Annotated in this window: 28 protein-coding genes and 1 pseudogene; 11 read left to right on the top strand and 18 right to left on the bottom strand. The window is 33.4% G+C overall.

Annotated elements, in window-relative coordinates; genetic code table 11:
- Nucleotides 1–42 precede the first annotated feature (42 nt).
- On the top strand, nucleotides 43–417 hold the full coding sequence (locus HM986_RS12505) for a hypothetical protein (RefSeq protein ID WP_246288503.1): 375 nt from the start codon (nucleotides 43–45) through the stop codon (nucleotides 415–417).
- Nucleotides 418–471: 54 nt separating this feature from the next.
- Nucleotides 472–1,242, top strand: coding sequence for a hypothetical protein (locus HM986_RS12510; RefSeq protein WP_179335434.1), 771 nt, complete (start codon nucleotides 472–474; stop codon nucleotides 1,240–1,242).
- Nucleotides 1,243–1,464: 222 nt separating this feature from the next.
- On the opposite strand, the gene HM986_RS12520 is transcribed toward HM986_RS12510, so the two are convergent.
- The 18 genes and pseudogenes from HM986_RS12520 to HM986_RS12605 form a co-directional block, all read right to left on the bottom strand.
- A complete protein-coding gene (locus tag HM986_RS12520) occupies nucleotides 1,465–1,929 on the bottom strand; it encodes a DUF4168 domain-containing protein (RefSeq protein ID WP_020894879.1) in 465 nt (154 codons plus the stop codon).
- A 179-nt stretch (nucleotides 1,930–2,108) separates the two neighbouring features.
- Nucleotides 2,109–2,540, bottom strand: coding sequence for a hypothetical protein (locus HM986_RS12525; protein WP_020894878.1), 432 nt, complete (start codon nucleotides 2,538–2,540; stop codon nucleotides 2,109–2,111).
- 20 nt (nucleotides 2,541–2,560) lie between these two features.
- Nucleotides 2,561–3,073 (bottom strand): annotated as a pseudogene (locus HM986_RS12530) (endonuclease V); the annotation flags it as partial.
- Between the two features lie 19 nt (nucleotides 3,074–3,092).
- Nucleotides 3,093–3,878, bottom strand: coding sequence for an alpha-ketoglutarate-dependent dioxygenase AlkB (locus HM986_RS12535; RefSeq protein ID WP_179335435.1), 786 nt, complete (start codon nucleotides 3,876–3,878; stop codon nucleotides 3,093–3,095).
- A 17-nt stretch (nucleotides 3,879–3,895) separates the two neighbouring features.
- A complete protein-coding gene (locus HM986_RS12540; protein WP_179335436.1) occupies nucleotides 3,896–5,119 on the bottom strand; it encodes a hypothetical protein in 1,224 nt (407 codons plus the stop codon).
- Entirely contained in the window at nucleotides 5,119–5,574 is a 456-nt protein-coding gene (locus HM986_RS12545; protein ID WP_179335437.1) for a hypothetical protein, read from the bottom strand. Before HM986_RS12545 ends, HM986_RS12540 begins: the two co-directional genes overlap by 1 nt.
- 15 nt (nucleotides 5,575–5,589) lie before the next feature.
- Entirely contained in the window at nucleotides 5,590–6,246 is a 657-nt protein-coding gene (locus tag HM986_RS12550; RefSeq protein WP_179317831.1) for a suppressor of fused domain protein, read from the bottom strand.
- Between the two features lies 1 nt (nucleotide 6,247).
- Nucleotides 6,248–6,853 carry an SMI1/KNR4 family protein gene (locus HM986_RS12555; RefSeq protein ID WP_179317830.1) on the bottom strand — a complete coding sequence of 202 codons (606 nt, stop codon included), beginning with the start codon at nucleotides 6,851–6,853 and terminating at the stop codon, nucleotides 6,248–6,250.
- 19 nt (nucleotides 6,854–6,872) lie between these two features.
- Complete coding sequence (locus HM986_RS12560; RefSeq protein ID WP_179335438.1) at nucleotides 6,873–7,280, bottom strand: C40 family peptidase; 408 nt, start codon at nucleotides 7,278–7,280, stop codon at nucleotides 6,873–6,875.
- A 20-nt stretch (nucleotides 7,281–7,300) separates the two neighbouring features.
- Entirely contained in the window at nucleotides 7,301–8,056 is a 756-nt protein-coding gene (locus HM986_RS12565; protein WP_179335439.1) for a DUF2314 domain-containing protein, read from the bottom strand.
- Between the two features lie 35 nt (nucleotides 8,057–8,091).
- Nucleotides 8,092–8,613: a hypothetical protein gene (locus HM986_RS12570; protein ID WP_179335440.1), complete on the bottom strand. Its 522-nt coding sequence runs from the start codon at nucleotides 8,611–8,613 to the stop codon at nucleotides 8,092–8,094.
- A 14-nt stretch (nucleotides 8,614–8,627) separates the two neighbouring features.
- Nucleotides 8,628–9,347, bottom strand: a complete 720-nt coding sequence (locus tag HM986_RS12575; RefSeq protein ID WP_179335441.1) for a DUF1963 domain-containing protein — start codon at nucleotides 9,345–9,347, stop codon at nucleotides 8,628–8,630.
- A 14-nt stretch (nucleotides 9,348–9,361) separates the two neighbouring features.
- The gene (locus HM986_RS12580; protein WP_179335442.1) at nucleotides 9,362–9,787 is read right to left on the bottom strand and encodes a DUF2262 domain-containing protein; all 426 of its coding nucleotides are present in this window, start codon (nucleotides 9,785–9,787) and stop codon (nucleotides 9,362–9,364) included.
- 33 nt (nucleotides 9,788–9,820) lie between these two features.
- Nucleotides 9,821–10,570, bottom strand: coding sequence for a DUF1963 domain-containing protein (locus HM986_RS12585; protein ID WP_179335444.1), 750 nt, complete (start codon nucleotides 10,568–10,570; stop codon nucleotides 9,821–9,823).
- A gap of 93 nt (nucleotides 10,571–10,663) precedes the next feature.
- Complete coding sequence (locus HM986_RS12590) at nucleotides 10,664–11,815, bottom strand: hypothetical protein (protein WP_179335445.1); 1,152 nt, start codon at nucleotides 11,813–11,815, stop codon at nucleotides 10,664–10,666.
- Between the two features lie 241 nt (nucleotides 11,816–12,056).
- A complete protein-coding gene (locus HM986_RS12595) occupies nucleotides 12,057–13,313 on the bottom strand; it encodes a hypothetical protein (RefSeq protein WP_179335447.1) in 1,257 nt (418 codons plus the stop codon).
- A 58-nt stretch (nucleotides 13,314–13,371) separates the two neighbouring features.
- Complete coding sequence (locus HM986_RS12600; protein WP_179335448.1) at nucleotides 13,372–14,013, bottom strand: hypothetical protein; 642 nt, start codon at nucleotides 14,011–14,013, stop codon at nucleotides 13,372–13,374.
- 167 nt (nucleotides 14,014–14,180) lie between these two features.
- Nucleotides 14,181–15,086, bottom strand: coding sequence for a DUF6892 domain-containing protein (locus tag HM986_RS12605; RefSeq protein ID WP_179335450.1), 906 nt, complete (start codon nucleotides 15,084–15,086; stop codon nucleotides 14,181–14,183).
- A gap of 160 nt (nucleotides 15,087–15,246) precedes the next feature.
- Between HM986_RS12605 and HM986_RS12610 the strand changes: the two genes are divergently transcribed.
- The 9 genes from HM986_RS12610 to HM986_RS12650 all read left to right on the top strand — a co-directional run bounded on the left by HM986_RS12610 (nucleotide 15,247) and on the right by HM986_RS12650 (nucleotide 26,679).
- On the top strand, nucleotides 15,247–15,597 hold the full coding sequence (locus HM986_RS12610; protein ID WP_115811767.1) for a hypothetical protein: 351 nt from the start codon (nucleotides 15,247–15,249) through the stop codon (nucleotides 15,595–15,597).
- A gap of 2 nt (nucleotides 15,598–15,599) precedes the next feature.
- Nucleotides 15,600–16,460 (top strand): hypothetical protein, encoded by an 861-nt coding sequence (locus HM986_RS12615; RefSeq protein ID WP_179335452.1) that lies wholly within the window; start codon nucleotides 15,600–15,602, stop codon nucleotides 16,458–16,460.
- A complete protein-coding gene (locus HM986_RS12620; protein ID WP_179335454.1) occupies nucleotides 16,461–17,594 on the top strand; it encodes an adenylosuccinate synthetase in 1,134 nt (377 codons plus the stop codon).
- A 63-nt stretch (nucleotides 17,595–17,657) separates the two neighbouring features.
- On the top strand, nucleotides 17,658–18,074 hold the full coding sequence (locus tag HM986_RS12625) for a hypothetical protein (protein ID WP_179335456.1): 417 nt from the start codon (nucleotides 17,658–17,660) through the stop codon (nucleotides 18,072–18,074).
- Nucleotides 18,075–18,165: 91 nt separating this feature from the next.
- Nucleotides 18,166–19,212 carry an SMI1/KNR4 family protein gene (locus tag HM986_RS12630; protein ID WP_179335458.1) on the top strand — a complete coding sequence of 349 codons (1,047 nt, stop codon included), beginning with the start codon at nucleotides 18,166–18,168 and terminating at the stop codon, nucleotides 19,210–19,212.
- A 40-nt stretch (nucleotides 19,213–19,252) separates the two neighbouring features.
- Nucleotides 19,253–21,787 (top strand): hypothetical protein, encoded by a 2,535-nt coding sequence (locus HM986_RS12635; protein ID WP_179335459.1) that lies wholly within the window; start codon nucleotides 19,253–19,255, stop codon nucleotides 21,785–21,787.
- A gap of 4 nt (nucleotides 21,788–21,791) precedes the next feature.
- A complete protein-coding gene (locus HM986_RS12640; RefSeq protein WP_179335460.1) occupies nucleotides 21,792–22,451 on the top strand; it encodes a DUF1266 domain-containing protein in 660 nt (219 codons plus the stop codon).
- Nucleotides 22,448–24,691, top strand: a complete 2,244-nt coding sequence (locus tag HM986_RS12645; RefSeq protein WP_179335461.1) for a tetratricopeptide repeat protein — start codon at nucleotides 22,448–22,450, stop codon at nucleotides 24,689–24,691. Before HM986_RS12640 ends, HM986_RS12645 begins: the two co-directional genes overlap by 4 nt.
- A 23-nt stretch (nucleotides 24,692–24,714) precedes the next feature.
- Nucleotides 24,715–26,679 (top strand): tetratricopeptide repeat-containing sensor histidine kinase, encoded by a 1,965-nt coding sequence (locus HM986_RS12650; protein ID WP_179335462.1) that lies wholly within the window; start codon nucleotides 24,715–24,717, stop codon nucleotides 26,677–26,679.
- Nucleotides 26,680–26,681: the final 2 nt, after the last annotated feature.

A 26,681-nucleotide genomic window follows, 5' to 3' on the forward strand; every position in this document is an offset into this window, starting at 1 on the left:
TGCACGCATCGGTAATTATTTTACAACTTAAACACACAACAATTGAAAAATCTAGACTTCAGTATTAACGCCAGAGTACAAAATTTAATGGTAGACATTTTTGAGTCTATAAGTACCCAAAAAAAAGCCGAAATAAAAATCAGTGAACTTTTAGATACCCGAAGTATTTTTGAACTCGTTTTTGAAATTGTAAAAACCTCTGGTTTTTATAGTGAAGATGAAAACTTCAAATTGATTAAAGCCTTAAATATTGATACTGATGAAGCTTCCAACGAAGATGCTTTATTCAATACTTGGACGACTATGGGCGCCAACCTAAACACGTCTAAAACCCAAGAGGAATTTAATGCCAAATTCGCTTTGTTTGTGCCTATTATTTTAAAACGTATGGAAGCTATTAACCGTATGTCGGCTTAATAGCTCATTACATTTTTAGATCTCCTAAATACCGATAGCCCAAAACAAAAACTTATGAAAATAGAAAAATTAATTAGAACTCGGGAGCCTTACCAAGAAAGGTTATTTGACAGTTTCTTAATCGAAAATATAAAATCGTACGAGGAACTTATGGAGGTTTATCAAACCTATAAACAAAATCATCCTGACAAGACCATAATCTTAACGCTTGATGATTTAGGTCAAGCCGAATATACTAGTGGGCACGCTTGTGATTACAATTCTCTGCTGGATACAGAAGGTTATGATTTATCTGGACTTGATAAAGCGTGCTATGATGAAGATAACGAGCATTTGGGGCATTTGTCTACACCATCTGAATATTTCATTATCAGAGAAAACTTTTTAAAACAAACAAAAGGAATTGATTTTGAAACCGTTTGTAAAAAAGACATAAGCAATTCTGAAGACGATGTTTTAGATTTAGAAAACATTAATGAATCTCCTTTAGCATTTTTAGACCAACAGGTTGTCATGAAGATTCTTCCTGTAGAACAACCATACGAAGGACTTACTGGGTTTCCGAATGGATATTTTGATGCCGACTTCAGTCCTTTTGAGAATTACGCGCTATCTAAACACTTATTTGAAACATATAATCTTGAACTTTTTGGAATAGGCGCTTCCTTTTTAGGGTTTATTAAAAATGACCCCTTAAAAGACAATGAATTAAAAGCATTGGTAACCGACTTGGCAAAGTTGTATAACACCACCGAATCAGAATTTGAAAAATTAGCAGACATCATTAAAAATAAAAAGCATTTGTTTTTAAGATACACCGAATAATTTGAGGATTAAAAATAGTAGATAACAAATATCTTCGTTGTTTATAAATCGAAAATTTTGGATAAATGGAATCGAATAAAGGAGATGTGCGTTCAGGTGCTTTAGTAGGAATTGAAACATTCATGAATTTTCAATCTAAATCTTACCTAAAACATAAATGCCAGGGCTCTTGTTATATAAAGAAACCTGGCATTTATGCTTAAGTAGAAAAGCTAATAATCTTTAAGACTTATCACTTTGACGCTTTACTATAATGGCTTGTAGTCTTTGTTGAAGACTTTGATCCGCCTGAATTTTTGCACCTATTTTCTCATAATCTTGTAAAGTGATCCCTGCAGATTCTATACTAGCTATTGCCTTTTTTTCAATTTCTGGCTGCAATTCCTCAAACTTTACAATCACATTTTCATGCTTTTCCTTTTCAGCTTCTGTAGCATCCGATTCTTGATTTGGATCCATTTCTGCCTGTTGTATTTCATTGAAACGCTCTACCTCTAACCCTTCATCCTTTATGATGGCTATCATTTTTTCTTGAGACTTCTGATTTTGTACTTGCACTTCTGTATAAGCATCAGCAAATTGACCTAATTCTTTATCTGATATGTCTTGTTCTTGGGCCATAAGACTCATGGACCCGCAAACAAACACAGCTAGAAATAAACTTTTAATTTTAGATGATTTGAACATAATTATTGAATTTAAGATTTACTCAAACTTATAGGTTAAATTATTTGCCACCAATTAAAACTGCACTCTTAACGTTACTTTATAATTTTTCAGACTGATTTTATAATTTTTTTAGGAAACTTCAGTCATCAAAACAAGGAATAAATTGTTCAAGACTATATATCAAATAAAAAAGTAAATTATTCGGAATAGGCTTTAATAAGTTTGTATAACGTCATTTTGGTTTTAAATAAACCTCCGTCATCGTGACGAAAAATATAAAGTGTTTTACCATCATGTCTGTCGACAAACAACAAATCTCCTTCTGAATTTTTACCAATAGTGATGCTCGCAGATAACATTGCCATATTCCATTTTTTCCCTTTTTGATCATAACTTGTCGGTCCCATCACATCATTTAATGTAGTGGCATAAGCTCTTAAGGCACGAGCTTCGCTCACTTCCATACCATCAATGTTTGTTAAGGAAATCATCTTCTCAAAACTAAATAGTTTAAAATCTTCATCTTCTACAGTAACCGTTATCTGTTTTTCTGTAATAAAATCTCTATAATTTTTTCTAAACAGGTTCTTAGCAAGATCAATGCTTTCTATAATAAAATCTGTACTCATAATTATATTTTTTTTTAATATTAGTTCTTAGTATTTTCTTTGGTCTTTGTATCTACAATTTGTAATAGCGTCGGCATTCGGTATTTACCGTGCATACGTTCTATGGCGTTACAAACCTCATCTCTATCTGTACCAATAGAGGTCACATACAATGGTTTTTTACTTTCGCCACGAAACACTTCTTTAAATACAGAAGTTTTAGATACAAACTCAGATTTTGCAATACCTACAACCGGAATTTTTCCTTCTAAAGCTTGGTACAAATAACCACCTAAGCCCAAGTGTTTTTCTTCTAAAATCACATAACCATCTACAATGATTAAGTCGACTTCTTCTAGATTTACTTGTTTAAGAAGACTTAAAATACACGGTAATTCGCGTTTGTAAAAAGATCCTGGTTCGTATGGTGCTACACCTTCAATAATATCAGTATAAATTTTTGTTGGTTCGTCGTCTTCCCAATCGTTAAAACTTACCGCAATGGTTTTGGCTTTTCCGTCGTAATAATAAGTGTCAAAAGCGAGTATCATAAGTTCATTTTTAGTTTTGTTATTAGCTAATAGGCTTTATTAAATCAGCTTTGCTAAGCGTATATTTTATCTCTGGATATGTAAAATCTAGACTTCTATTTTCTTGACCCCGCAATTTGTAAAATTCTTTTTCTTGCGTTTCATTTGCGAGTTCCATTACTGCACCTTCTTCAAAATAAGGCTTGTTATTTTTAAATTCAATAAAGGTTTTAGAGGTTCTAAAAGTGATGCCTAACCATTTGTTATCGGCTAATTTTAGTGCTTCGCGGTTTGGGTTTTCTAAAATTATTTTATGTGAATATTTAGCATTCATTTCCACAGAAAATAAAACAAAAGAATTGTGTGTTAATGCGATATCAAATTCTTCTTCGGTAGATTTATCTTTAATTCTGAGAATACGAGTTGTTGCATCCGTAAGCGTTTCAGGATGTTTATAACATGAAAACAAACCAATATAAGAGTTCGGTTCTAGATCTAAATTTTGATCGGAATGATAGCCCATTTTGGTATAATTCTCGTCATATATTTCAATAAGTCCACAGTTAAAAGCTGTTTTTGGTTGATTTTCGGCTTCTAATGTGTTATTAATATGATTTAAAATATCAAGATGATTTACAGTAAAATAATGAGCAGGAATACTAAACTTCGTTGTGGTTCTTACTACAGGAATACCTTTATCTAAGCACTTTATTATAGTATTTCCAACGCGTCCTTTGCCTAAGGCTTCAAAACTGATTTCTTTAGATAAACATTCGAAACAATTGGTTTTTAAAGGAAGTGTCGTTTTATAAAACGGATACGTATTCATACAATAATGCTTTCAGATTAATAGATTGGTTTTTTATAATCTCCTGTATTCATACTAAAGTGAACTTTACCATAATCTACACGTTTTACGGTCTTGTTTTCTTCGTAATAAGACGTTCTTAAATCTTCTAGATTTTCGGTAACCATTGGTTCTAACTTAATCCGCTCGTCTTCATTTTTAATATAGGTTTGACCGTTTGTATAAACAGCCTCTAGATTAGAACAGCGTATAACATACCCCATTCTAATCGGAATTAAATCGATATCTAAAACCGATGGTCTTATCTCGTGCGTGTATAATCTGTTGGTAGACAACGGAATTAAAAAGACAGAATTCGGATATAAAGTCATCGAAAATTCTTTAACTAAAGTAGCATCGTTTACAGACGATTTAAGTTTGAAAAGTAAGCGACTTAATCCGCTAGATTTACCATAAACTCTATCAAACTTATTCGTTTTAGAAGGACTCAATTTATCAAAATTAGTTGTATCATAAAACGTACAGAAGGCAATTAAACCTTCTGTTGGCATATCTTTCGTTTTGTCGGAATGTGCTTTTATCTTCGCTTTTACATCTTTAGAATGGTCTTTATCTTTCTTTTTATTTTCGTAAATCTGAGCTAATACGTGGTTTAATTCGGTTTCTTTTTCAAAATCAAATTTTACCGCTTCATTAATTTTGTTGACTATATACGTATCTGTGGCTCTAAAATTATCTGTTGGCCCTGTTAAGTTGGTAGAACATCGTAATAATTTAAAATGAAGTTGCTCTTCATTTTTAGTCGATTTTTCTTTGGTGATTTCACTTAAATAAATGCCTTTTCTTAAAGCTACAGATTGTTTGGTCGATTCTGTTAAATGTTGAAATTGATGCTCTGTCTCTATTTTAGAAAAGTAATTCTCGTCTTCAAAAAACTGACGATAAAACACACCTGCATTGTGTACATTTATTGGGACTTGTCCTTCACTAATCATCTTAAAATTTGACGTAGAATGGTTTTCGTAATGAGAAGAAAATTCTTTGATAATGAAAACGTCTTCAGATTTAACGTCTAACAAAGTTATATCTCCCAGAGCAAAAATTCGGATTGATTTTTCTGTGTTTTCAATATCAGAAAAACGTGTTACTACACATCCGTTAAAGTTGGCTAACAAGTAATCTAATGCTTCTGATTTAGTCTCTGAAGTACTTAAATTAAGTAAAATATTTTTAGTTTTTGAGAGTACGTTTTCTATGTACATTATTTTTCCATTTGATGTTCGTAATAACTTAATGCTTCAGCTCTCACTAAATCGGTATAATTCGCATTATCTGCAATCGATTTTAATAAATCGATGTGTTCTATACGTTCTTCTTCTTTTAAACCATTAATAAACCGGTTCAATAAAAGTGTCGAAGTAATCGTACCGTTTTCTGTATTGAATTTCAGCAATTCAGCATTATAAATTTTGTAATCGGGTTGATCTAGAGCTTCTATAAAATGAATGAAAGAAAAATCTTCATCTAATTCTGGATCTTGACGTTTTAAAAAATTAAAAAGTGTTTGAATGAGTTGTTGTATTTGTGAATCTGTAAAACGATTTATAGCTTCTAATTGGAAGCCAATAGCATCAAAGAATTCACTAATATCATAATCTTCCATAGCGTCACTAACTTGGAAGTTTTTAATTTGTGTGATGGCGTTTTCTAAATTCATAATAAACACTTTAAACTATTTGCGTTCTAAATCTGTTATTAATAATGGATTTGTTTCTTTTAATTCCTTAATTAATTCTTCTACTGCAGTTGTTGTAGGGTTTGCTTTTAAACGTTCTACCTCATCTTCTGTAATACCTACAAGTTGTAAAAATGCAACTTCACCATGCGGGGTTTCAATCTTTCCTAATTCGGGGTCAACAGCAAAAACAAAACCTACAATTTTAGTTTCTGTATTGCGTCTAATTGGGCCATTTGCAGGTATAAAATGATTCTCTTCAAACCATTTACCACTGCTAAAAACATAGCGCGCCAAATTATTCATAACTTGAATCGCCCAAATTGGCTCGCCTTTATCCTCTTTAAAAGGTTTTAATCTGAAAGTAAACTCAAAACCCCATTTGCTAAACTCTTCTTCTGTCTTATCTTCATCATAATATAATTCAGACATCCCATAACTCACCAAATGTTTGTGTGCTTCCTGATGATTAGAATCGTAAATACTGGCACCATCTATAGGATCTGTACCGCCTACACTAAAATGAATACCACATAAAGGGCCGTAATGTTTTGGCTCGGTGTCTCCGTAAATATTTTCTAAAGCGTTGTCTATAGCTATCCAACCCACAGCATCTTCTTCTGTAAATTTATTTTTATATGTTGTTTTGTCCATTTTATTCTAAATCATCTTCATTAATAAAATCCATTTTCTTATCCATCATCATTTGTAAATAGTCTTCAAAACTATCTGCTATTACTTTAAATTCATCTGGATCGTGAAGAAACCGCACAACTTGCCCTTTTGTTCCTTTTTCAGAAGGACTAAAATCGATAAACAACTGAGACGTTCCGCCATTATTCATACAATCTGAAAAATGAAGCCACTTTAGATTTTCTGATTTATTGGTGATTTTTTCATCAATATCGACACCTTCATAAGCTCTTTCTATATAATCTGAATAATAGCTTGCTGCTACATTTTCATTTTCAATAATTTGTTCTGAAGACAATAAATAATACGGATATTCAGCCATGTCTGAACCTAAAAAGAACAAAATAATATCGTCATCACCATACGTTCTCCAATACGTGCCATCTACAAACGTTAGTAAATGCAATAATGCTTCAGGAACCTCAGGAAAGATGAGTTTTACCTGATCTAAATGCTCGGATGCAGCACCGTGTTTTACGCTCTCAAAATGATCCCAAATGTCTTTTCCTTTTGCATTATAATAAGCGCATTTGAGTGTTGCTATGTATTTATTTGCTATCGTATCCATTTTAGATTTTTTAAATTTTTCACTTACTCTCAGTTACGAACTCTAAGGCTTCAGAATTCATAACATGGCTATAAGTTCCGTTTTGAAGTTCTAAGGTACTGATATTAAAGTTTGAAGATTTTATACTATAAACTTTAATATGCCCACCGTTTCCTTCTTTCACCCAGTCTTGAAAACTTCTTTTCATTGTATTTTGGTTATCCCAAACATATAGTTTTCCTAAAGATTTTTCAATAATTCCAAATTCATTATAATGTGTTGCGTCTAAAGTTCCAGTATTTACAGAGCGAAAAACAAGGTCTCCATCTATAATTTTTTTATCAAAAATTAAATCCATGCTTACATCTTCCTGATGGTTAATAAACAACCAAGAAAGTGCAAGTATGGATAAAATTCCTATAAAAATGGATGTAAATGTGGTTTTCATTTCAAAAATGATGCGTTACATTATTTTAAAACAGGTATAAGGTGTGACCAATTTAAAGCCGTAGCAAAGTCTAAAGCGGTTTTATCTGTATTGGTTTTAGCCGTTTTATCCGCGCCTAATTCCAATAAAATATCTACTGCTGTTTTGTTTCCTGCAATAGTTTCTGTGTGTAATCTAGTAACCCCGTTTTCATCTACAGCCTTTACTACGTCTAGATTAGCTTCAAAATAATCTCTAGCAGGTTGTTCCATTACTTTACTCATTGGGTGTTCAATAAGGTTTTCTTCATTGTCTTCTTGCTGATAAGCCACTAGAATATGGTTAGGGTCTCCAAAATCTAATCCCCAAGCCTCATCGTGTTGCTTTCTTGCTTCTTCCGTCATATCTGAACGTAAGACTTGAATGGTATAACCTCCATACGTTTTATGGTCTATTGCTAGCATCCAATCTGATATTTCAGAGACCTTTCTAGTTACGGTATCGCCTTCGGCAACATTAGTTAATAGGTTAGGTGAATTCATTAAAACACCTGTAATATGTTCTCCATCAAAAGCGATTTCGCTAATCCACATATGTTCTACAGTAGGTTGATCTTCACCTTCAGCCATTTGTTGAAAAGGAATTTTTACCAACGACAAATTATGCGCAGGAACCACACGTTTTCCTTCCCAATATATTTCTCTCCAGAAATAGTTAAACGTGTCTTGTGCTTTAAGGTAAGCCGCTTTCATTTTTTCGTTTTGTTTAGCAAAAACGATATTGTTGTCTTGACTCATTGTTTTATTATTTTAAGTTTTATTATTATTATTGTTTAAAGAAAGAATGTACCTGTTTCAGACATTCCGATGGGGTTTTGTGTGCGTGCTGTCCATTCTTCATTATTTAAAATAGAATGAGGTTGCATTACTATTTTGGTATCTAAACTTTTTCTACCCACAAGTACTATTTTGTCTTCTATGTTAGATTTAGTACTGTTGAAAATTTCTAAATAGGCTTCATTAAAATGCATTAGCATAATCTGTGTTTTATGCCCAATTTTATAAATATCTAGAACTTTAAAATAGGCTCCAGAAGCAATTAAATGAAAACCATATTTTGCTACTTCAGGATTTATACCACCTAAGTTTGAAGCCGAATTAGAGGCAATAGCAAAGCGTACATTTTTAGCTAAACCTTCTGCCTGGTTAGAAACATCTGTAAAACCACGTTCTTGTATAATTTGGTCTACTTTATAGCGCGTAACCAAATCCTCTGAAAGCTCACAATCTCTATAATACATGGTTAAACCTGAAAATGTATTTTGGTAGGCTTGTTCTATTTTTATGTTTTCCATTTTGAAATTTTCAATTAATAAAAATCGTAATACAAACTCCACTGTTTGGTGTCGTTATTTTTAGCAAACATTAAACTACCATTATCTACCACGTTAAAATTTGCTTTTTCATCTGATGAAATTTGAAACACAAACTGAAAGCCTTTTCCAAAACCATCAGCATCGCCTATTCCAGATTGACAAAAAGAAGGATAACCACCTATTTTGTGGTCGTAAATATGTGCTGTAATTTCATCTGTGATATCAAAATAATCGTCGATAACACCTTCGTCTTCTAGTTTTAAAATTTCTGCTTCATCTTCTAGAGATAAACCGCCACCATCCCATAATGGGAAATCATTTTCGTCTAATTCTGCGTGTAACGGAAAAGCATTTATAAACGAGTCTGAATTTTCTATATTTTTAATTTGAATATTTTCTAAGTTGTTATATTCTCTTATTACCCAATGGTCTCCCATATCTTCAAAACATTCTGGCCATTCTGCAGAAACAAAAACAGTGATGAGTTTGGTATCCTTAAGACTTGGATGAACGTAAGGTAAATTAGGAAGGTAAAATTGCGCCAACGGAAACATTTGATCTCCGTTTTTATCTAACGGAATGTCTTCATCTTCATGATAAGCAAAGACTTTACCGATCCAACTTTCTTCAATAGTATTTTTGGGTCTAAAGCCACCTGTGTTAAATTTAGTAACCGGTTTAGATATTTTATTTTTTAGGTCTTCTACAGTCATTTTTCGTGTTTTTTTTAACCAAACATGGTGCTATCGTCAAAATTTTCACCATCGTAAGATTGCGCGATTAAATAATGATTCCCGAACATTCCATCTTCATTATAAATGACATCTATCAAATCTTTGGCGTAAAAATGAATAGCTGTTATGGTTAATTTTTGTCTGAATTCTGGCTTGCTTAACTCTGGATATCCATTGTCTTCATCGGCCCAGTTTTCATTGTAATTTTCGTAAAACGCACTTACGATTTCATCTGTTGCTTTGTTCTTTTTATCTTCAAAATCTTCTAAAAATAAATTTCCTAAAGCAATCATGTCATCTAAACTAAGGTCTTCTATATTTAGGCTGATATCAATTGTATTTTGCCCAAATAAAATTGTTGTTCTATAACAATCTTCGCTTCGTGGATCTTTTTTGAGCGTATCTTTGGTTATTTTCATTAGTGCATGTTATTAAAAATTACCGCTGCATTATTAACCTAAATCGGTTCTAATGTTAGAGAAATCTCCTTTGGCAAGTTTATCTTTTTCAATAAAAAACATTAGAAACTCATCCATATCCCAGTCCCAAGAAAAAACATTATTCCATCGCAAAGTAAGTAAAGACGTCCATTCATCCGTTTTACGAGGATCATAAGCTAAGGTGTTGAAATATGGGTATCCAAATAAATAGCTGAACGTTTTTTTGCTTACCATATCTGGTACTTTGCTACAAACGTAATCTAGTTGCCTTTTATTTAATCCTTTATCTTTGTATAACTCTTCTCTGTAAGGTATATCTACATTTTCGAGTAAGTCAATGCGTATACAATGATCTACATAGAAGTAATCTAAATTGGGATTTACATAGGTTTTTAAGGGTGTACCTTCTTCAAAATGATAGACTTTTGCATAATCTTTTGCTCCAAAAAAAACATTTTTATCATCATCATTAGCAATAAAAAAGCTTAACATTCCTGTTTTTGGTAGTGGCGTTTCAAATTTAATTTCACTTAAATTAATTTGTAATGCAAAACGATAATCACCAAACTCGTGTTTAGGCCATTCAAAATCTTCAGGTACTTCTGGATAGCCTCCTTGTTTACTTAAACCTACATTTTCTTTACTGCGATTTTCTCCTACTATTTTAATAGAGGGTAACATTACAGATCTTAAATACGCTTCTTTTTTATATAAATCGTATTTTTCAATTTTAACTATCTCTTCAAATTTAGCTTTGTCCATAAAGTTATTTTTTATTATTGATATATTACAAAAATGAAGCTTTGCTTAGGTTTTTGAGTAACGGTTTTCAGTGATATTATAATTTGAGATGCTTTACAAGGTTGCTTTGTGCGCTTTAAGACTTTCGATAAGCGAGTCGATACTTTTTAATTTTTCTTTATATTTATTTTTAATCGCTATTTGCGACACTTCACTAATTTTATCTGAATCAAAGTCCAAAAGTTCTACATCTTCTAAAAAGTCAGGAATAGTATCCGCTATATTTATAAATGCCTTTGGCCTAAATAAAAGTACAGATTCTAAACTTGTTGCTTCAAAATCCTTAACAGAAATGGTTTTAAATGTTTCTAATTGCGTTAGTGCTAGGGTATCATTTGATAGTGTATTATCATTTAGAGCTATTTCTATCTTCAATGGGGACGTATTTCTATAAATAATACCTTCTATAGGTTCTTCGCTTACTAATTCGTCTAATAAATCCGCTTTAGGTTGGGTTACTTTTACTGTTACAATATCATTTAGATCACCTTTCCCTTCAAAAATATGTTCTGGAAAAATAGAATGATATACATCATCTCCTTCAATACTTGACCAATTTCCATCCTTATTATATAATTGCAATGGATCGATAATAACTGTATATTTTACCTTGTACTGTTTTACATAAGGTTGAAAATCTTCATTCAAGATTTTAAACTGACTTTTATAAAATGATATTGTATTTAAGGAACGTTCTGCTTCTTTTTTTGATACTATTTCAGGCATATTATTCTTTAATTCGATTACTGCATCATACATTTTTGTTTCCATACGAGAGGTTGTAAATGACGAATAATCATGCACATTACTATCCTTTTTATTAATAGATGTACTTGTTGTTTTTTCTAATTCCGGGTTTTCCTGACATCCCTCCATACTAACAAAAAATGACTCAGATAATTGTTTTCCTGTAATTACAAACATTTTAGACGTATCGGGCACTGAAAGTCTTCTCATTACAATTGGATCTTCAATCGTAATTTTGGTAGGCTGCATTTTTAAAACTCGGTCAATGTCCCCTTTTTGATATCTTGGCTCATTTAGGGTATATATAATTTCAAATTTTAATAGGTCTTTCGGTAAATAATACCTCGTGTCATTTTGTTCTAAAACGAGATTATCATTATACAATGTTGAATACGTTTTTTTGCTACAAGAAGAACATAGAACTAGGATTAGCGCTAAATAAAATAAAGTATTTTTCATATTGAATGTGTTTTTTTAACACTTCAAAATTAGAACTTACACCACTCTATTTTATCCCTGAAACTAGTGAGATTGACCCATACTGAATTCAGGTTGTTTTGTTTTCACCGCAGAAAACAACAAAAAAACACGCTTTTACAGGCGTGCTTTTATTACTAAATATTATACAGAGTGAAATGATTTTTAATTAGATCATTTCAACTCTACTTTAAATAAATTAAAGAGTTTAAGAATTGCTGTTTTACCATTTCATTATAGGTTCATCTTTCCAGAAAATCAGGCGAAAATCTTCATAATGATCACCGGTTCCTATAGTATGGCTATCTCTAAAACCTTTATCTAATTGTAGTTTATGAAGCATGCCTGAAGCAGAACCCACCCACAAAGTATTTTCGTCTTCAGAGATAGTCATACCTGTAATTGTAGATCCTAAAAAGTACTTCCAAATGCAATCGCCTTGCTTGTCAATCGCTTTTATATACCCAAATGCATCTCCTAAAATATAATATTTTGAAGTTGCTACACCACTATACACACGCATGCCATCATCTATGGTTGTATAATCGTCACTTTCTTCATAAGCCATTATATTAATATCTTTTGCATTTGAAGTATCCACCCCAATGGTTACTCCATTATAAAAATGACACGAATTGGTAATTAACTGTGTATCGTCTTTAGAAAACAAACAGAAATCTGGATAAGAAGATTGTGGACCAACTTCACCAATCTCATTACCGTTACTATCTAAAATTCTATGATCGCAACACTGATCGCCAACAACGATATACTTATTATCGTTAGACAGGGTGGCATTTTCCATATCCATGTAAGATTCCCATTCGTCATCTTCTAGATCTGGCAAAGGGTGAATCATATTTTCAGCATCGTTAGAGATAATAAAAATACCATCCGAGGACACTAATAGAACTTTTAAACCATCGTTAAAAGGAATCATCTCTGTAATCCCTAGATTCTTTGTCTTATCCAAATTAAAAGTTGCAATAATATCTCCCTCCCAACCTTGTGTCGTTACAATAGTATTTTTTGACGCTATAGCGAAAACATTATGCTGTTTAGATTTACCTATAGCTGTAATAGATTCATCTAACTGAAGCGTTATATCCTCTGATAGTACATAGGCTTGTCGTTTTTGATAAGCAGTACCCACAACAAATACTATTTTCTGTGCATCAATAAAGTGTAATTGTTCAATACTTTGCCCGTGATCTTGCATAAACTTGATGAATGGCGTGTGTGCAGGCGGAAAATCATTTCTAAATTGGTCAACAGTTTGGTTTGTATTGGCTGCTTTTAAAAGTTGATATACAGCATCGGACAAATGATTTCTCTCATCTTTTGGCTCCTCCCCTTTCCAGTTTTCCCAACCGTAAGTATCCCCAAATTTCACCATAGTATTAACATCAGTAGCATAGGTACTTCCCAATGCATTCCATTCTTGTTTAATGCTTTCTATATTCTTATCTGTTAATTTCATAAGTGTTATTTAAAGGTTTGTATTGGAAAGAATTTGAAACTTAAAAAAGGACTCTATTTTAGTTGAAAAGAATAGCGGTATGGTTATTAATACTAAATTTTGCAGCATCTATAAGCGTAACACAAACTAATATTTCTATCCAAAAATCACTTTCATTTTTAATAATTGTGTTCAATTCATCGACATTAGTAATGCTGTTATTTTCGTCTAATCCGATACCTAAATGCGGTGTCAAACCTTTTAACTCTTTTAAAAGACTAAAAGACGAGCCAATCATAGCACCAGGAACAGGGTTCTCATCGGTATCAAAAAGCACTTCTGGTAATTCTACAGGAATATAAAAGCCTTCGGCATCTGAATGTGTTAATAGATGACTAGACATATAAGAGTAATGATCTTCTAAAATAGCATCACCTTCTGGCTCTTCTTCAGGAGAAAAAGGTGTTGGCACCCAATTTTCATTATCTTCATTCTCCCAAGCGTGTGCTAAAAAACGTCTTAAATGATGCAGAAAACGATAAGGAAAACCACCAAATTGCAAAGGCTCTGTTTCCATTGCATCTGGTTCTTGGTAAGGTTCTACATTATTTGCTTTCAATATTATATTTATATTATCAAAAATCACTTTATAAGCTTCGTAACCTTCTGGCTCGTTGTCTTTAAAATCTGTTAAAATGCCTGTTGAAATAGTTAATCCCATGATATCGTTGTTTTATTTTTACACTACAAAATTAGAGTCTAGCTTTCATGGTTTTATCCCTGAAACTAGTGAAAATCACAAATAGTATATCCATTTATGTTATACATCCTTTAAATAAAAAAAAAAACAACATACTGAAATAGCGTGCTCCATTTTCTTTTAATTGTTTATAACCATTCCGTTTCAATGCCCATTTCTTCAAATTCATTATATGCAGCCTCCGTGGCATAACACAGGGTTACTTTTTTTAAATTCGGAAATTGCTTGGCATCAAGAGCTGTTTCAATATCCCAATAGTCGACAGCACCACCCGAAAATGGCGATAAATTCATATAAATATCGTTTCCGCCATCTTGGTAAAAATCGGTGATTTCGGAAGCCAAGCGTTTTGGTATGGGTAGGTCTTTAAAATATTGGGTGACTTCAGCAATAGTTTCATAACCTTCATCATCAATATCAATCTCACGACCTTGATACCAATCTGCAAATTCATACAAATCAAATATGGGATCCATTAGGCCTTTCGTATACATCAACTCTTCAATCACCGATAATTTAAATCCGAAATCTACAAACGTAAGTACTTCTTCTTCTAAAGGTTGGATACTGTATTTATCTTTAGGAACCCCTGATCCACGTACATAAGGCGTGTATTCACTAATTTCAATAGCGTTAATATTTTCACTACTTACAGAAAACCAAGCGCTAATTTCACTTATCACTAAAGCACCACTACGATCTCCTTTAAATAATTTAACGTGCTGTTGTTTATGCGACATATAATAACCTACAATATCCTGATTGTTAAAATAAAATATACCGTCAAAAGTCTGCTTCGGACTAAATTCATAAGCTTCCAATTCTAAAGCGACCGTTATTGACTCTGCCACCTCTCCGTTTTTAGAATAGGCTAATATTCCTAAATCGTCCCAAGTAAAAACTGTCGTATTTTTTCCTTCTATAATTCTGTGATTGTCATTCAGACATGCTTTTAACTGTGTTAAAGATGCTGGAAATTCGATGGTTTCTGAATTAATTTGAAATCCTTTAGACGATAAATGTAATACAATCATAAACTTGGTTTTAGAGTTTCAAAAGTAAGTCGCTTACATAAATAAGTAATGCCTGTATTCCGTGATTTTTTCTTTGTGAGCATTGGTAACAAATTAATATCACTGTTATCAGGGATAAAAACCAAGCCCTCGCCCATTAACTTTGTAAAAAACCTTTTTTATGGAAGATAATACCAAAACTGCTGCGTTTTTAGAATCTTTAAAACGCAACAACGATAAAATAAGAGACGACCGCGCTCACGCTATTGCAGAAGATGCACAATTGATGTACAAACGTGAAACGGAAGATTTAGCCTTGGCGTTAAAACGCTTAAAACGCGAACAAGACAATATGTTAGATATGAGTCCTACTGACGCGAATAGTTTGGTATTGGCATCTGATTTTGACGCCAAAGAGTATGTGGCTAAAGATTTAGATATGTCTGTAAAGATTAGAAACTTAGAAATTAAATTAGAATTAGCCAAAAAGCGTTACACACACTTATTTGGTGGTACAATAAACGAACTGTAATTATGGGAGGAGGAAGATTTAGTCACGATGCGTATGCAAAATTACGTCGATCTAAAGGCTACAGCAATAAGTCTAGAGAAGAAATATTTACATCTAGAGAAATAGATCCAGAAATGGATCCGTCTGAGGTGATTATTAGAGAATCTAGAGATTCTGAAGAACATCCAGAAACCGTATCTTTAATTGTCGCTTTGGACGTAACCGGTAGTATGGGTTTTGTTCCTGAACATATTGTTAAAGAAGCGTTACCGGATTTAATTAGCTCCTTAATGGAAGCTGGAATAGAAGATCCGCAAGTATTATTTTTAGGTATTGGTGATTTTATATATGACAGAGCACCTTTACAGGTAGGGCAATTTGAATCGTCTGCTGAATTATTAGACCGTTGGTTAACTCGCGTTTACCTTGAAGGAGGTGGTGGCGGAAACAATCAAGAAGGGTATAACTTGGCACATTTATTTGCTGCGAGACATACAGCAATTGATTGTTGGGAAAAAAGACAACAAAAAGGCTTTTTATTCACTATTGGTGATGAACCTGTGTTTCCTACCATTCCTGCAGAAATTATAAAACGTTATACCAGTGCAGCTGAAGCTGCAACTATTACTACGGAAGCTATTATTGAAGAAGCGCAAGAAAAATACAACGTATTTCATATGCATTTAGAGCATAACGAATGGTCTAAACAAGAAAGTCGTAAAGGAAATTGGAAGTCCCTATTAGGAGATAATTTCCTTGAAATTGCAGATTATAAAACAGTTGCTAAACGTATTGCAGAGGTGGTCATTCAAAACCATAAACCTAGCACTTCAAGCAATACATCTACAGGAAGTACTTCTATAGATGTAGAAAATATGCTTTAAATGACAAAATGTAGTTTAGTTATAGATTTAGGGTTTGGTGATGCCGGAAAAGGGTTAACCACCGATTTTCTGGCATCGCAACATCCTGAGCAAAGTTTGGTAGTACGGTTTTCTGGAGGCCATCAAATAGGGCATACGGTTAGTACGGAAGCACTAACCCATACCTTTAGTAATTTTGGTTCAGGAACGTTTTTGGGCGTGCCTACTTATTATTCCGAGCACACGACTTTATTTCCGCCGGCCATTTTAAGTGAGGGTGAGTTTTTAAAAAAATATAAGCCTAAATTATATTGTCATCCTTTAGCGATGATAACTACCATTTACGACATTGCTTATAATCGGGCTTTAGAAAAGCAACAGCATCACGGCTCTTGCGGTTTGGGTTTCGGAACGACCATTGCCCGAAATAAAGCTGAAATTTTCTTTTACGCCAACGATTTACAGTTTGAATGGGTGGTAAAACAACGTCTAAAAAGTATTAAAAACTACTACGAAACTTGTTTAAAAAGTCAGCCAACAGAAATACAAGATTATTATAAAAACGAACTAAAAGACTATAACGAAGACTATTTTATAGCCAGCTGTTCGGCCATTCGGAAATTTTACAGCGTTGCCTCTTTAACTGATTTAGCAGCTAATTTCGAGCATTTTATTTTTGAAGGCAGTCAGGGGATTTTACTCGATACCCAACACGGTATTCATCCGCATACCACCTGGAGTTATACCACGTCTAAAAATGCGATTCAGTTAATAAAAACACATTTAAAAACGATTTCAGATATTGATGTTTTTTATGTCACCCGTTGTTATCAAACCCGACACGGCAACGGCCCGATGGCAAAAACCGAACCTGTAGCTCTTCAGTATAATGAAAATGAAGCGAATGTGACTAACGAGTTTCAAGGCGTGTTTAGAACGCAAGCTTTAGATGCTGAATTGCTAAATTATGCTTTAAGTTGTGACGCCATTCATCATCAAGATTTACAAAGCAACAAACATCTTGTAATAACCTGTTTGGACCAATTACCTATTTTTTATTATAGTAATTTACTTAAAAAATTAGATAGAACATTCAACACGGTGTATGGAAGTTATGGACCAAAACGAGAATGTATTCAGAAGCTTTCAGAATAAGGTTTTAAGAGACTCAACTCAATCTTAAATGATAATAGAAGAAAAAAATCACTAAAGTTTATTATGAGTAAGATAGACCACGACTCTGGAATTAAATTAAGTTCCAAAGCTAAAAACAAACCTTTGGTTTTTGCATTATTTATGGTAGGGTTAAGCTTACTATCCCTGCAAGAAACATCAATAGTTGCAGTGATTCCTTTCGGATGTGCCATCGTATTTCTCGGTCTTTATATCTTTAATAAAAAGCTTAAAGTTTTTAACCTTTTTGAGACTCATTTTGTGTTTCAACCGAATGTTGTAAGTAAACAAAATGTGCCTTATAGTGCGCTTAAATCTTTTACAGTTGAAAAAAAAGTCATCGTGATCACGTATGAGAATTCAAACGGAAAAGAAAAGAAAATCAGATGCCTTGTTAGTCAGATTGAACCTAAGCAATTTCCCTTATTAGAAAGCAGGTTGAAAATCAAGATTAACGATTAAGTCATTCGCGCTTTTTACAAAATCACTAGTTTCAGTGATAAAAACTACGATGTTCCAAAGTACCTTAGCATTCTAAATTTACACGCGTAAAATGAACAATTATACAGCATATTCAGATAATTTTAAAGATTTACAATGGACAGATTTTAATTTTGAAACCATTCAAATAGATACCTTTCCTGTCCTTGAAGACCCGTATCATTATAGTAACAGTTTTACGTTTAGAGATACACTTTTAGAAGCTGTAGAAAAAGCGTCTGGAAAGAAATTATTAAGCCTCATTTTTATTACACCAGATCATGAAACCATTCATAATTTCTATGCAGTTGCGTATTTAGAAGATAAAACTGTTTTTACTGTTGAAATAGAAAATACTACAGCATTTGAAGCTTGGTTTACCGTTATTCATGATGAACAGCACAAAAGCGCTACAGTCTATAATTTTAGTGATAATGGCTATAATTCGCAACCCACTTCAAACTTAAAAGATATTACGTTTTTAGAACATACAGGTGCTTTTATAAATTACTTTATTCCGAATGCATTTATAGCGGAACAATTAGTAAAAGAAAAATCAGATTTTATAACGCCGTATATCCAACTGGATGCGGAAATAGAAATGAAAGCCTTGGTCACATCTTTAATCGGTTTAATTTCAGAAAAAAGATTAAGTCTTCATCCGCCAACAAATAACGAAGTTATTTATGAAACATTTGAAAAAGAAGCAGGCTATCCGTTTCCTCAACTTATTAAAGATTATTTGAGCCTTCATAACGGTATAGACCGTTGTGCTATTATGGGAGCAGAAGCGATTTATAACGAATGGAAACAGTGGAAAGATATTTATGATGATTGGACGCAAGAAGAGTTATTAGATACCTACTCTACCAACCAAGGGAAAGCCTTATTAATGTACACCACACCGTATTGGATACCGTTTTTCGATTTAGAAAACGGGAATTTTATAGCCTTTGATTTTGCGCCGAATACCAAAGGAAACCCCGGACAAATTATTCGTTTTGGTGCCGACCAAGAAATAGGCTATATCGAAGCCGACGACCTCGTTACCTTTTTTGAAAGCTTAAGAGGACCTGAAAGCGAAATTGAAGACAACGAATGGTTTTATATCGCTCAATAACATTCGTATAAACCTATAAATTTAGAATACCACTCAGCATATGTCTGCCATTTTTAAAACACATATTATCCCAAATCTAAAGCTTGATACTTTAGAAGCTTCAGAAACAAAAGCCATACATCAAGTTTTAGAAGTATTGGAAGCCACAGATACGGATGTCTATAAAAACATACAAAATAACAGTGATTTCAGTGGAATTACTGCTGATTTTACAACCCAAGTCGCGCAACAAATTTACTTTCATCCTAAACGTTATGCTGTCACCACAGAAGGTATTTCTTTTGTAACCGCTTGGTTGCCTTTATTGAAAGAAGGCTATTTTCCAGATGAAAAAAGCACAAACAAATTAGTCGAATTTTTGACTTTTAATCTGGCTTATTTTCAGTCGGAAGCCTTTTCTGAAACAACAGAACAGCAACTCTTTCAAGTTATAAAGATTTTAGTTGAAAGTCCATCGGAAGTGGCACTTCCTATCACTCAGTTTTTAATTCAACGTATTTTTGACATTCGTGATGTGTTGAGTTCTGAGTATGTCATTAAGAATTGCTTAAAACACGATTTGCTATCTGGAACTTATGCCGTAAAACAAGACGACGAGACTATAGATACGTTTTCTTTCACTATAGATTCCAACTTTGTTAATTGCTTTTTTGAAGATAATTGGGAACTGTTTATTCATAAATTCCATCAATTATTACCGGTTGGTCCTATGTATGAGAAAACGGCTTACGATATTATGACACCTTGGTTCAGTAGCGATTTGGCCGCTTTTTACGAAGCCAACCCAAACATTGCTTTGACTGCAATTGAAGCTTTAAAAGAACGTTTAATTTGGGGAGATGCTCAAAGTGACGCACTGTTACACTTAACAACTGCCGAAGGCAACTACCCATTAATGCAAACTTTAGCGAATAAAAAATGGAATTCTGGAGATGTGTTATTATTCAATACGCGAGATACAAGCCTTCCGAAGCAACAACAAGATACAGGATATATTAATTTTTTAGACTGGTTAATTGCCGATAGTGGTGCCAATTTAAATTCGGAAGCCTTTAAAGACTACGGAATTAAAATTTTAAGCGAAAATATCGCCAACAATTTACCTTTAGAATGCATTCCGTTTTGGTTTCAAATAGCGCATCCGCAAACAGATTTTAAAAAACATTCGGAAACCTTTAATACTCTTTTTTCTAAATTGTTTTTAGAAGATGACAGTTTCGGTTTATTACCCACAATGCGATTGAAAGGTGAAGATTTTCAGGTTACAGGAGCGTTTGTAATTCGTACCATAGCACAATCGCATTCAGATGTTATGCTTTGGTTAGACTCTTTAAAAAAGGAAGGTCTAAAAAATCCTTTAAATCAGTTTTTAATTAGAGCCCTTTGCGATGCTGGTGAAGCATTATTAGAATTATTTCCTGCAGAGGAGCAAGAAAAATTACAACGCTTTTTATTAACCTTAGCTCATTCGTCTCGGGATGCCAACGCTATTGTTAGAGCAAAAAATATTCCGCTTATTGCAGAAGCCTTAGGGTTTTTATGTGTAGAAGCAGGAAACTTTACACGTGTTAACGAAATTTGGGCGCTTAAAGATTTAGATGCCAACGCGACTGATGTTTGTAACCAATTTGCGCGCAAGCATTATATCAACGAAAACCGTCCGCTAACCCTAAATATTATTCAAGCTTGGTTTAATTATTTGGGCGATTATTATTACAGTTTAACAAAAGAAGCGGTTTGGGTTCCAGAAGTCTTAACGACACAAGGTGTACGTTTGGCACAATACTTTAACCTTCAAAACGAAGATGTCGGTTTCTTTATACACCGCTTAGTAAACCGTATTCTTAGTTTTCATAAACGTTGTAAAAGTAAAGAAGCAACTAATCCTATTTTTAAAACTATTTCTGCGGATATAGAAGTCTTTTTAACTGATTTCTTAGGTAAATTAAAAAACGAAAAACTTCACCTGAACACCATCACACATTTATACGAATACAGTAATAGCGATGATTCTCATTTCAGTAGTAATGATGATTTATATGACCAAATTGAAAGTTATAGTCAGTTTGTTTTAGAAACTGAAGCTGCTGAATCTGAAGTTGCAACAGAACAAGAATCTAAAGAAGCTCAAGAATCAGAATCTACAGAGGAATTCGTAAATACTGTTCCTACTTCAAAAATTGATATCAATGCTATTGAAATGAATCAGTATTACGTTGAAGCGCTACTCACCAATTTAGAAACTTATAAAACTGCAGGTTGTGAAACCCAACTTTTAGAATTTTTCAATACGCATATAGAAGATTTAAAAACTTGGTTAAGTAATGATGAATCTGGTTTAGAAATGCGATTCGGTCAAACGTTATATATGACTTTATTAGATGCCGATTTAGCATTAGGAACCCCGTTAGAAACTTACGGTAACCTTAGCAAAAACATATTTGTACACTTGATAAAAGACAGCAATTTAGCCACCTCTTACGCTATGGGATTAAAAGCGATTTCAAAATCTGGAGCCTATTCAGACCAACTAACAACCGCATTGTTGCAAGTTGTAGACCAATTAAATGCTTAAAATAATGACACAAGATATCACACCCCAAATTCAAGACCAGTTAAATTTATCGGCCTTGATTTTAAAGAAAAACCATAAACAAGCCAACTTAAGCAGTTGGTCTGGCTTTAATTTAGAAGATAAAATGCACGTGAAGCAAGCCGAAAGATTATTAACCATTTTAGGTATAAAATCAGGTTTACATTTACGCAATAGTTTACAACACTACGAAAGTGGATTAATGGTCTCTCAAGCTTTTGAAAAACTAGCAGCTGAGTTTAGAACCGACACCACAAAAACTTTTGAAGCCAAATACCAAGCTTTAAATAATCCTCAAACCCAAAACACCTATAAAATGGTGTGGAAACACCGTTTTAGTTTAAAAAACCAAAAACTAATAGGGTATGAAATAGCAATGTATATTTTTCAAATGCGACTAGGCCTAGTGTTAGGGTTTATCACTACCGAAGAAATGATATTACGTTTAGAAGAAGTCAATGCCACCGTAAAATCTACATTTTCAAGTTGGGGAGAATTTCATAGAAATGTGTGTATAGGAGATGAATATGTTTTAGGAGCTACGGAACAAGACGTTAGTACATTTCCTAATATGACCACCTTATGGGACCATTATCAACGCTTACATATAGAACACGCCGATTGGTTTAAAAACTGGAACAAATGATTATATCATCAAACGACATCATCACCTACATAGAACAAGCAGAAGCGCATTATAAAAATAATCAGTACCAGACATTACAGTCGGTAATTGGTGATATTCAAGAATATGTAACTTTACTGAGTGAACCCGAAGATTTTGCTAGATATTACCGCATTTATATGTTGTATCTTGGAGTATATGAAGAAATGAATATGCCGGTCTTAAAGTCGTATTTACAAGGTTTAATAGATTACGGACAAGTACAAGCATCAGATTTTGAATACGTCTGTAGCTTTTACGAAGAATGTGAACAAAGTGTCTACGAGGATGCTTTAGTACGTTATCCGTATAACGATACCATACAATTGCATTATGCTTTTAAATTGCAAAATGAAGGACGCTATCAAGACGCCATTTTGGTTTTAAAGTACCTTTTAGAGTGCTATCCTGCTTTAACAGAAGCTCGTTTTTTACTTTGGGATATCCAAGCTGCGCAATTAGAACACATTTGTGATTCTGATGAAGAGGCAGATTGTTATGAATTGTTAGATTTAGCTTTCGCAACGCATAATAAATCCGTTTTAAAAGGCTTACAACTTGATGAGCGTTTAGATTTACCTAGCCAAACCCTAGCCAATATGCACGTGGCAATGTGGGAAAACAAATCTATAGATAACAAAGCCTTGTGGAATTCTGAATGGAAACATTTAGAGATTACCGATAGAACCCGAATGCTGTTGGTAGATTACTTCCAATCTTTTATGCGGAACGATACGGTGTCTCAAATTATAAAAGATCCAGGAGAACCACAGTTTCCTGAAGAAGACTTTAGTAATTTTAAGGAGTTTAAAATCTATATGCAAGATTTTGCAAACTCTGGCTGGCAAATGGCTCAGCATTATTACCTACGTTATGGGGATTCGGCTTACTATCATACCAAAAATATAAATGTATTAAACCAATGTGTACAACGTGGTTTAGCGCTAAATCCTAAAAACCCAAATCTACTCGTTTTAAAAGCGCGGTCTTTTTTCTTTGTTCAAAATTACAACGAAACCGGAGCTGCGTATCACGAAGCCTTTAGAAACGGGCTTCGAATGAGTGAGTATCTATTTTATTTACTAGAAGTGAATGGACGCATAGAAAGCTGGCAAGGGATTTTAGATATTGTTGTACAATTTCATAGAAGACAGCCTGCAACGCTTAAAACCTTATTTTTTAAAGCACGTGCTTTGGTAAAATTAGCCCGTTTTGATGAAGCGTTAGTTGTTATAAATGAAGCCCTTGAAGATTTTCCTTTACCACCACATTCTTACGCGCCTTGGTTGTATAATTTAAGGATGATCGTCCATATGAATAACCAAAACTACACCGCATTTTTTGAGGATATGCAATCTGAAATCAATTATTACAAGATTGGTGATTCAGATTACTGCAGCACTATGAACTTATGTGTGGAAGCTCTTTTAGAAATGGAGGATTATAAAGAATGCCATAAATATGCCATTTATAATCACGAACAAGGCCAATTATCACCAGAATTATATCCTGTTTTTAAGTGGGTTTGTTATTATGATTATTTACCCAAACCTGAAGATTTAGCACCAGCCTCTGAAGCGGATTTGGTTAAAATGCCAACAACTTTTGTAGACTTTAGAAACAATGGTTTAATCCACTGGATTTTAAAGAATTTTGATGCTGCAATCGGCAATCTTAGTCAAGCTGCACATATGGCAAATAACAAAGCCTTTTATCTAAAAATGGTAGGGAGTTGTGCAGAAGATAGTTTTAATAATGCAGAAGCGCTATCGGCTTACAAAACCGCAAAAGAACAAGCCCCAGAAGCGAGTGATTACAAAACATTTTTTAAGCTTTATAATTTTTACAATGAAGAAAATGAGCCGAAAAAAGCCTTAGAAACACTTCAGCATTCCATACAAAGTTATCCGGATTACACCTTTTTTGATTTCCCGAAAGATGAATATAATATGATGTTGAGAAGTCATAAATTACTCGCTCAACAATTAGAAGATGTAGACGGATTTACCAAATACAGCGCTATGTTTTTAAGTAAAGACCAACCCTCAGTTCAGGCCTTGTATGATCAATTAACGCATGTAAAAAACCATTTTGGATCGGATGACTTTTTACTTCATAATATATTAGAAGAACTTTCTCAACGTGATGACGATTTTAAGAAAGAGGAATTTGAATTGTTAAAAAATGTCAAATCTACCATTAAAGCAACTTATTTCACCTAAAGGTATTAAGTTTACATTATTTAATGAAGTTATTTACTACACATGTTATTGTCACCATTAGTCTTGTTTTAGGGGTAACTCCGTCATCCTGGGCTCAAAACCTAGATAGTACTAGATTAGATTCTCTGTCTAGTGTTTATGCTGAGTATTTACATACAAAACCACAAATAGCAGAGGAAGCTGCGGTGCAATGGCTTAAAGAAAGCAGACGTTTAAATTTAAATCTTCAAGAAGCTAGAGCGCTCTATGCCTTAGGCAATTTAGGTAATATAACGGGCGATTATAAAAGCACTATAAATTACACCTATAAAGCCATTGCGCTACTTAAAGACTCAAACACTGAAAAAGGCTTAGCCGCTTGTTATAATATATTGGCATCTGCCTATAAAAGTTTAGGTGAATATCCGAAAGCCATCGATAATTTTATGGAGTGCTTACGGTATGCACGATTAACAAATAGCCAAACACAAGAAGCTAACGCTTATCAAAACATTGCCACATTATATCTACTTCAAAAGGACTATAAAAAATCTGCAGAAAATTTAGATCGTGCTGCAGATTTGTACCGATCTATTGGTGATGATGACGGTGTACTCACTACCCTATTCAACTTTGCGAATATCCTCAAAGAAGAAGGTAAATTTGATCAGGCTCGAGAACATTACCAAACTGTTTTAGAGTACAGAATAAAAGAAGGTAACAAAGCTGTTGTTGCCTATATAAATATAAATCTATCACAAATGTTAGTGGTAGAAGGTAAATGCAGAGAAGCCATAATTGCTTTAGAGAAAACATTGGTGTTATTAGAAGAACTCAAATTTCACTCTGACATTGCTATTGTATTAAACGATTTGGGCCTATGCGAAAGCAAATTAGGGAATACTAAATCGGCTATAAATTATTTTCAACGTGCCTTAGCCATTGGAGAGAAACAATCCTTATTTCAATATAAATCTGACATTTATAAAAACCTAGCGCAACTCTATCAAAAAGAAAATAATTACAAAAAAGCATTAGAATTTTATCAAAAGGGGGTTGCAAGTGTAGCTGATCAGAATTCCTTAGATAAAGAGAAATATGTGGTAAAAATTCAAGAGCGCTATGAAACAGAGTTAAAAGAAGCCAAGATTCAACTGTTAGAAAAAGAGCAAAAATTAAATGAAGCCGAGTTGCAAAAAGTAGAACTTACTGTAAAACGACAAAAACTAATTAGAAATGTGCTCATTGCCGGATTTACATTAGTATTATTTACCTTAATAGTATTAAGGCTTTTCTACATTCAGCGTTTACGAGTGCAAAAAGAATTGAGTTTACAACAGGAAGAAAATGCCAAACAGCAGATTAACAAAATGATAAATGATCATAAATTATCTGTTATAGAACGTTACCAAGAAGGACAAGAAGAAGAACGATCGCGCTTAGCTCGCGAAATTCATGATGGGATTGGAAGTGATTTAGCAAGTATAAAAATTGCCTTTGAGCACTATACAGAACAACATGAAGAAGACGTGAAATCGAAACGTATTGCAACGGCTATAAGTAATGCCTGTATGGATTTACGTAGCCTATCGCATCAATTACATCCTCTATCCTTTTCGAAAATAGGTTTTACGAGTTTCTTAAGTGATTTTATTGATCAGATTATTAAAAAATCTAATATTAAAATACAAACTTTTTTCTTTCCGCGAGAAGACATTGATTTGTTACCAGACGAACTTTTGGCAGATGTTTATCGCATTGTTCAAGAACTAATTAACAATATATTAAAACACGCAGAGGCCTCGCATGTAGATGTGCAACTCACCAAGCATAAAGATCATTTAAATATTGTGGTTAATGATAATGGAAAAGGGTTTCAAAAAAGCAAAAAACAAGGCATAGGACTCCGAAATATTAAGGAACGATTACAAAAGGTAAAAGGTACTTTAGATATTGATAGCAATTCAGGACATGGCACTTCTATAACTATAGACATTCCTATAAATTAATA

The organism is Winogradskyella costae, assembly GCF_013403865.1.
GTDB classification, from domain to species: domain Bacteria; phylum Bacteroidota; class Bacteroidia; order Flavobacteriales; family Flavobacteriaceae; genus Winogradskyella; species Winogradskyella costae.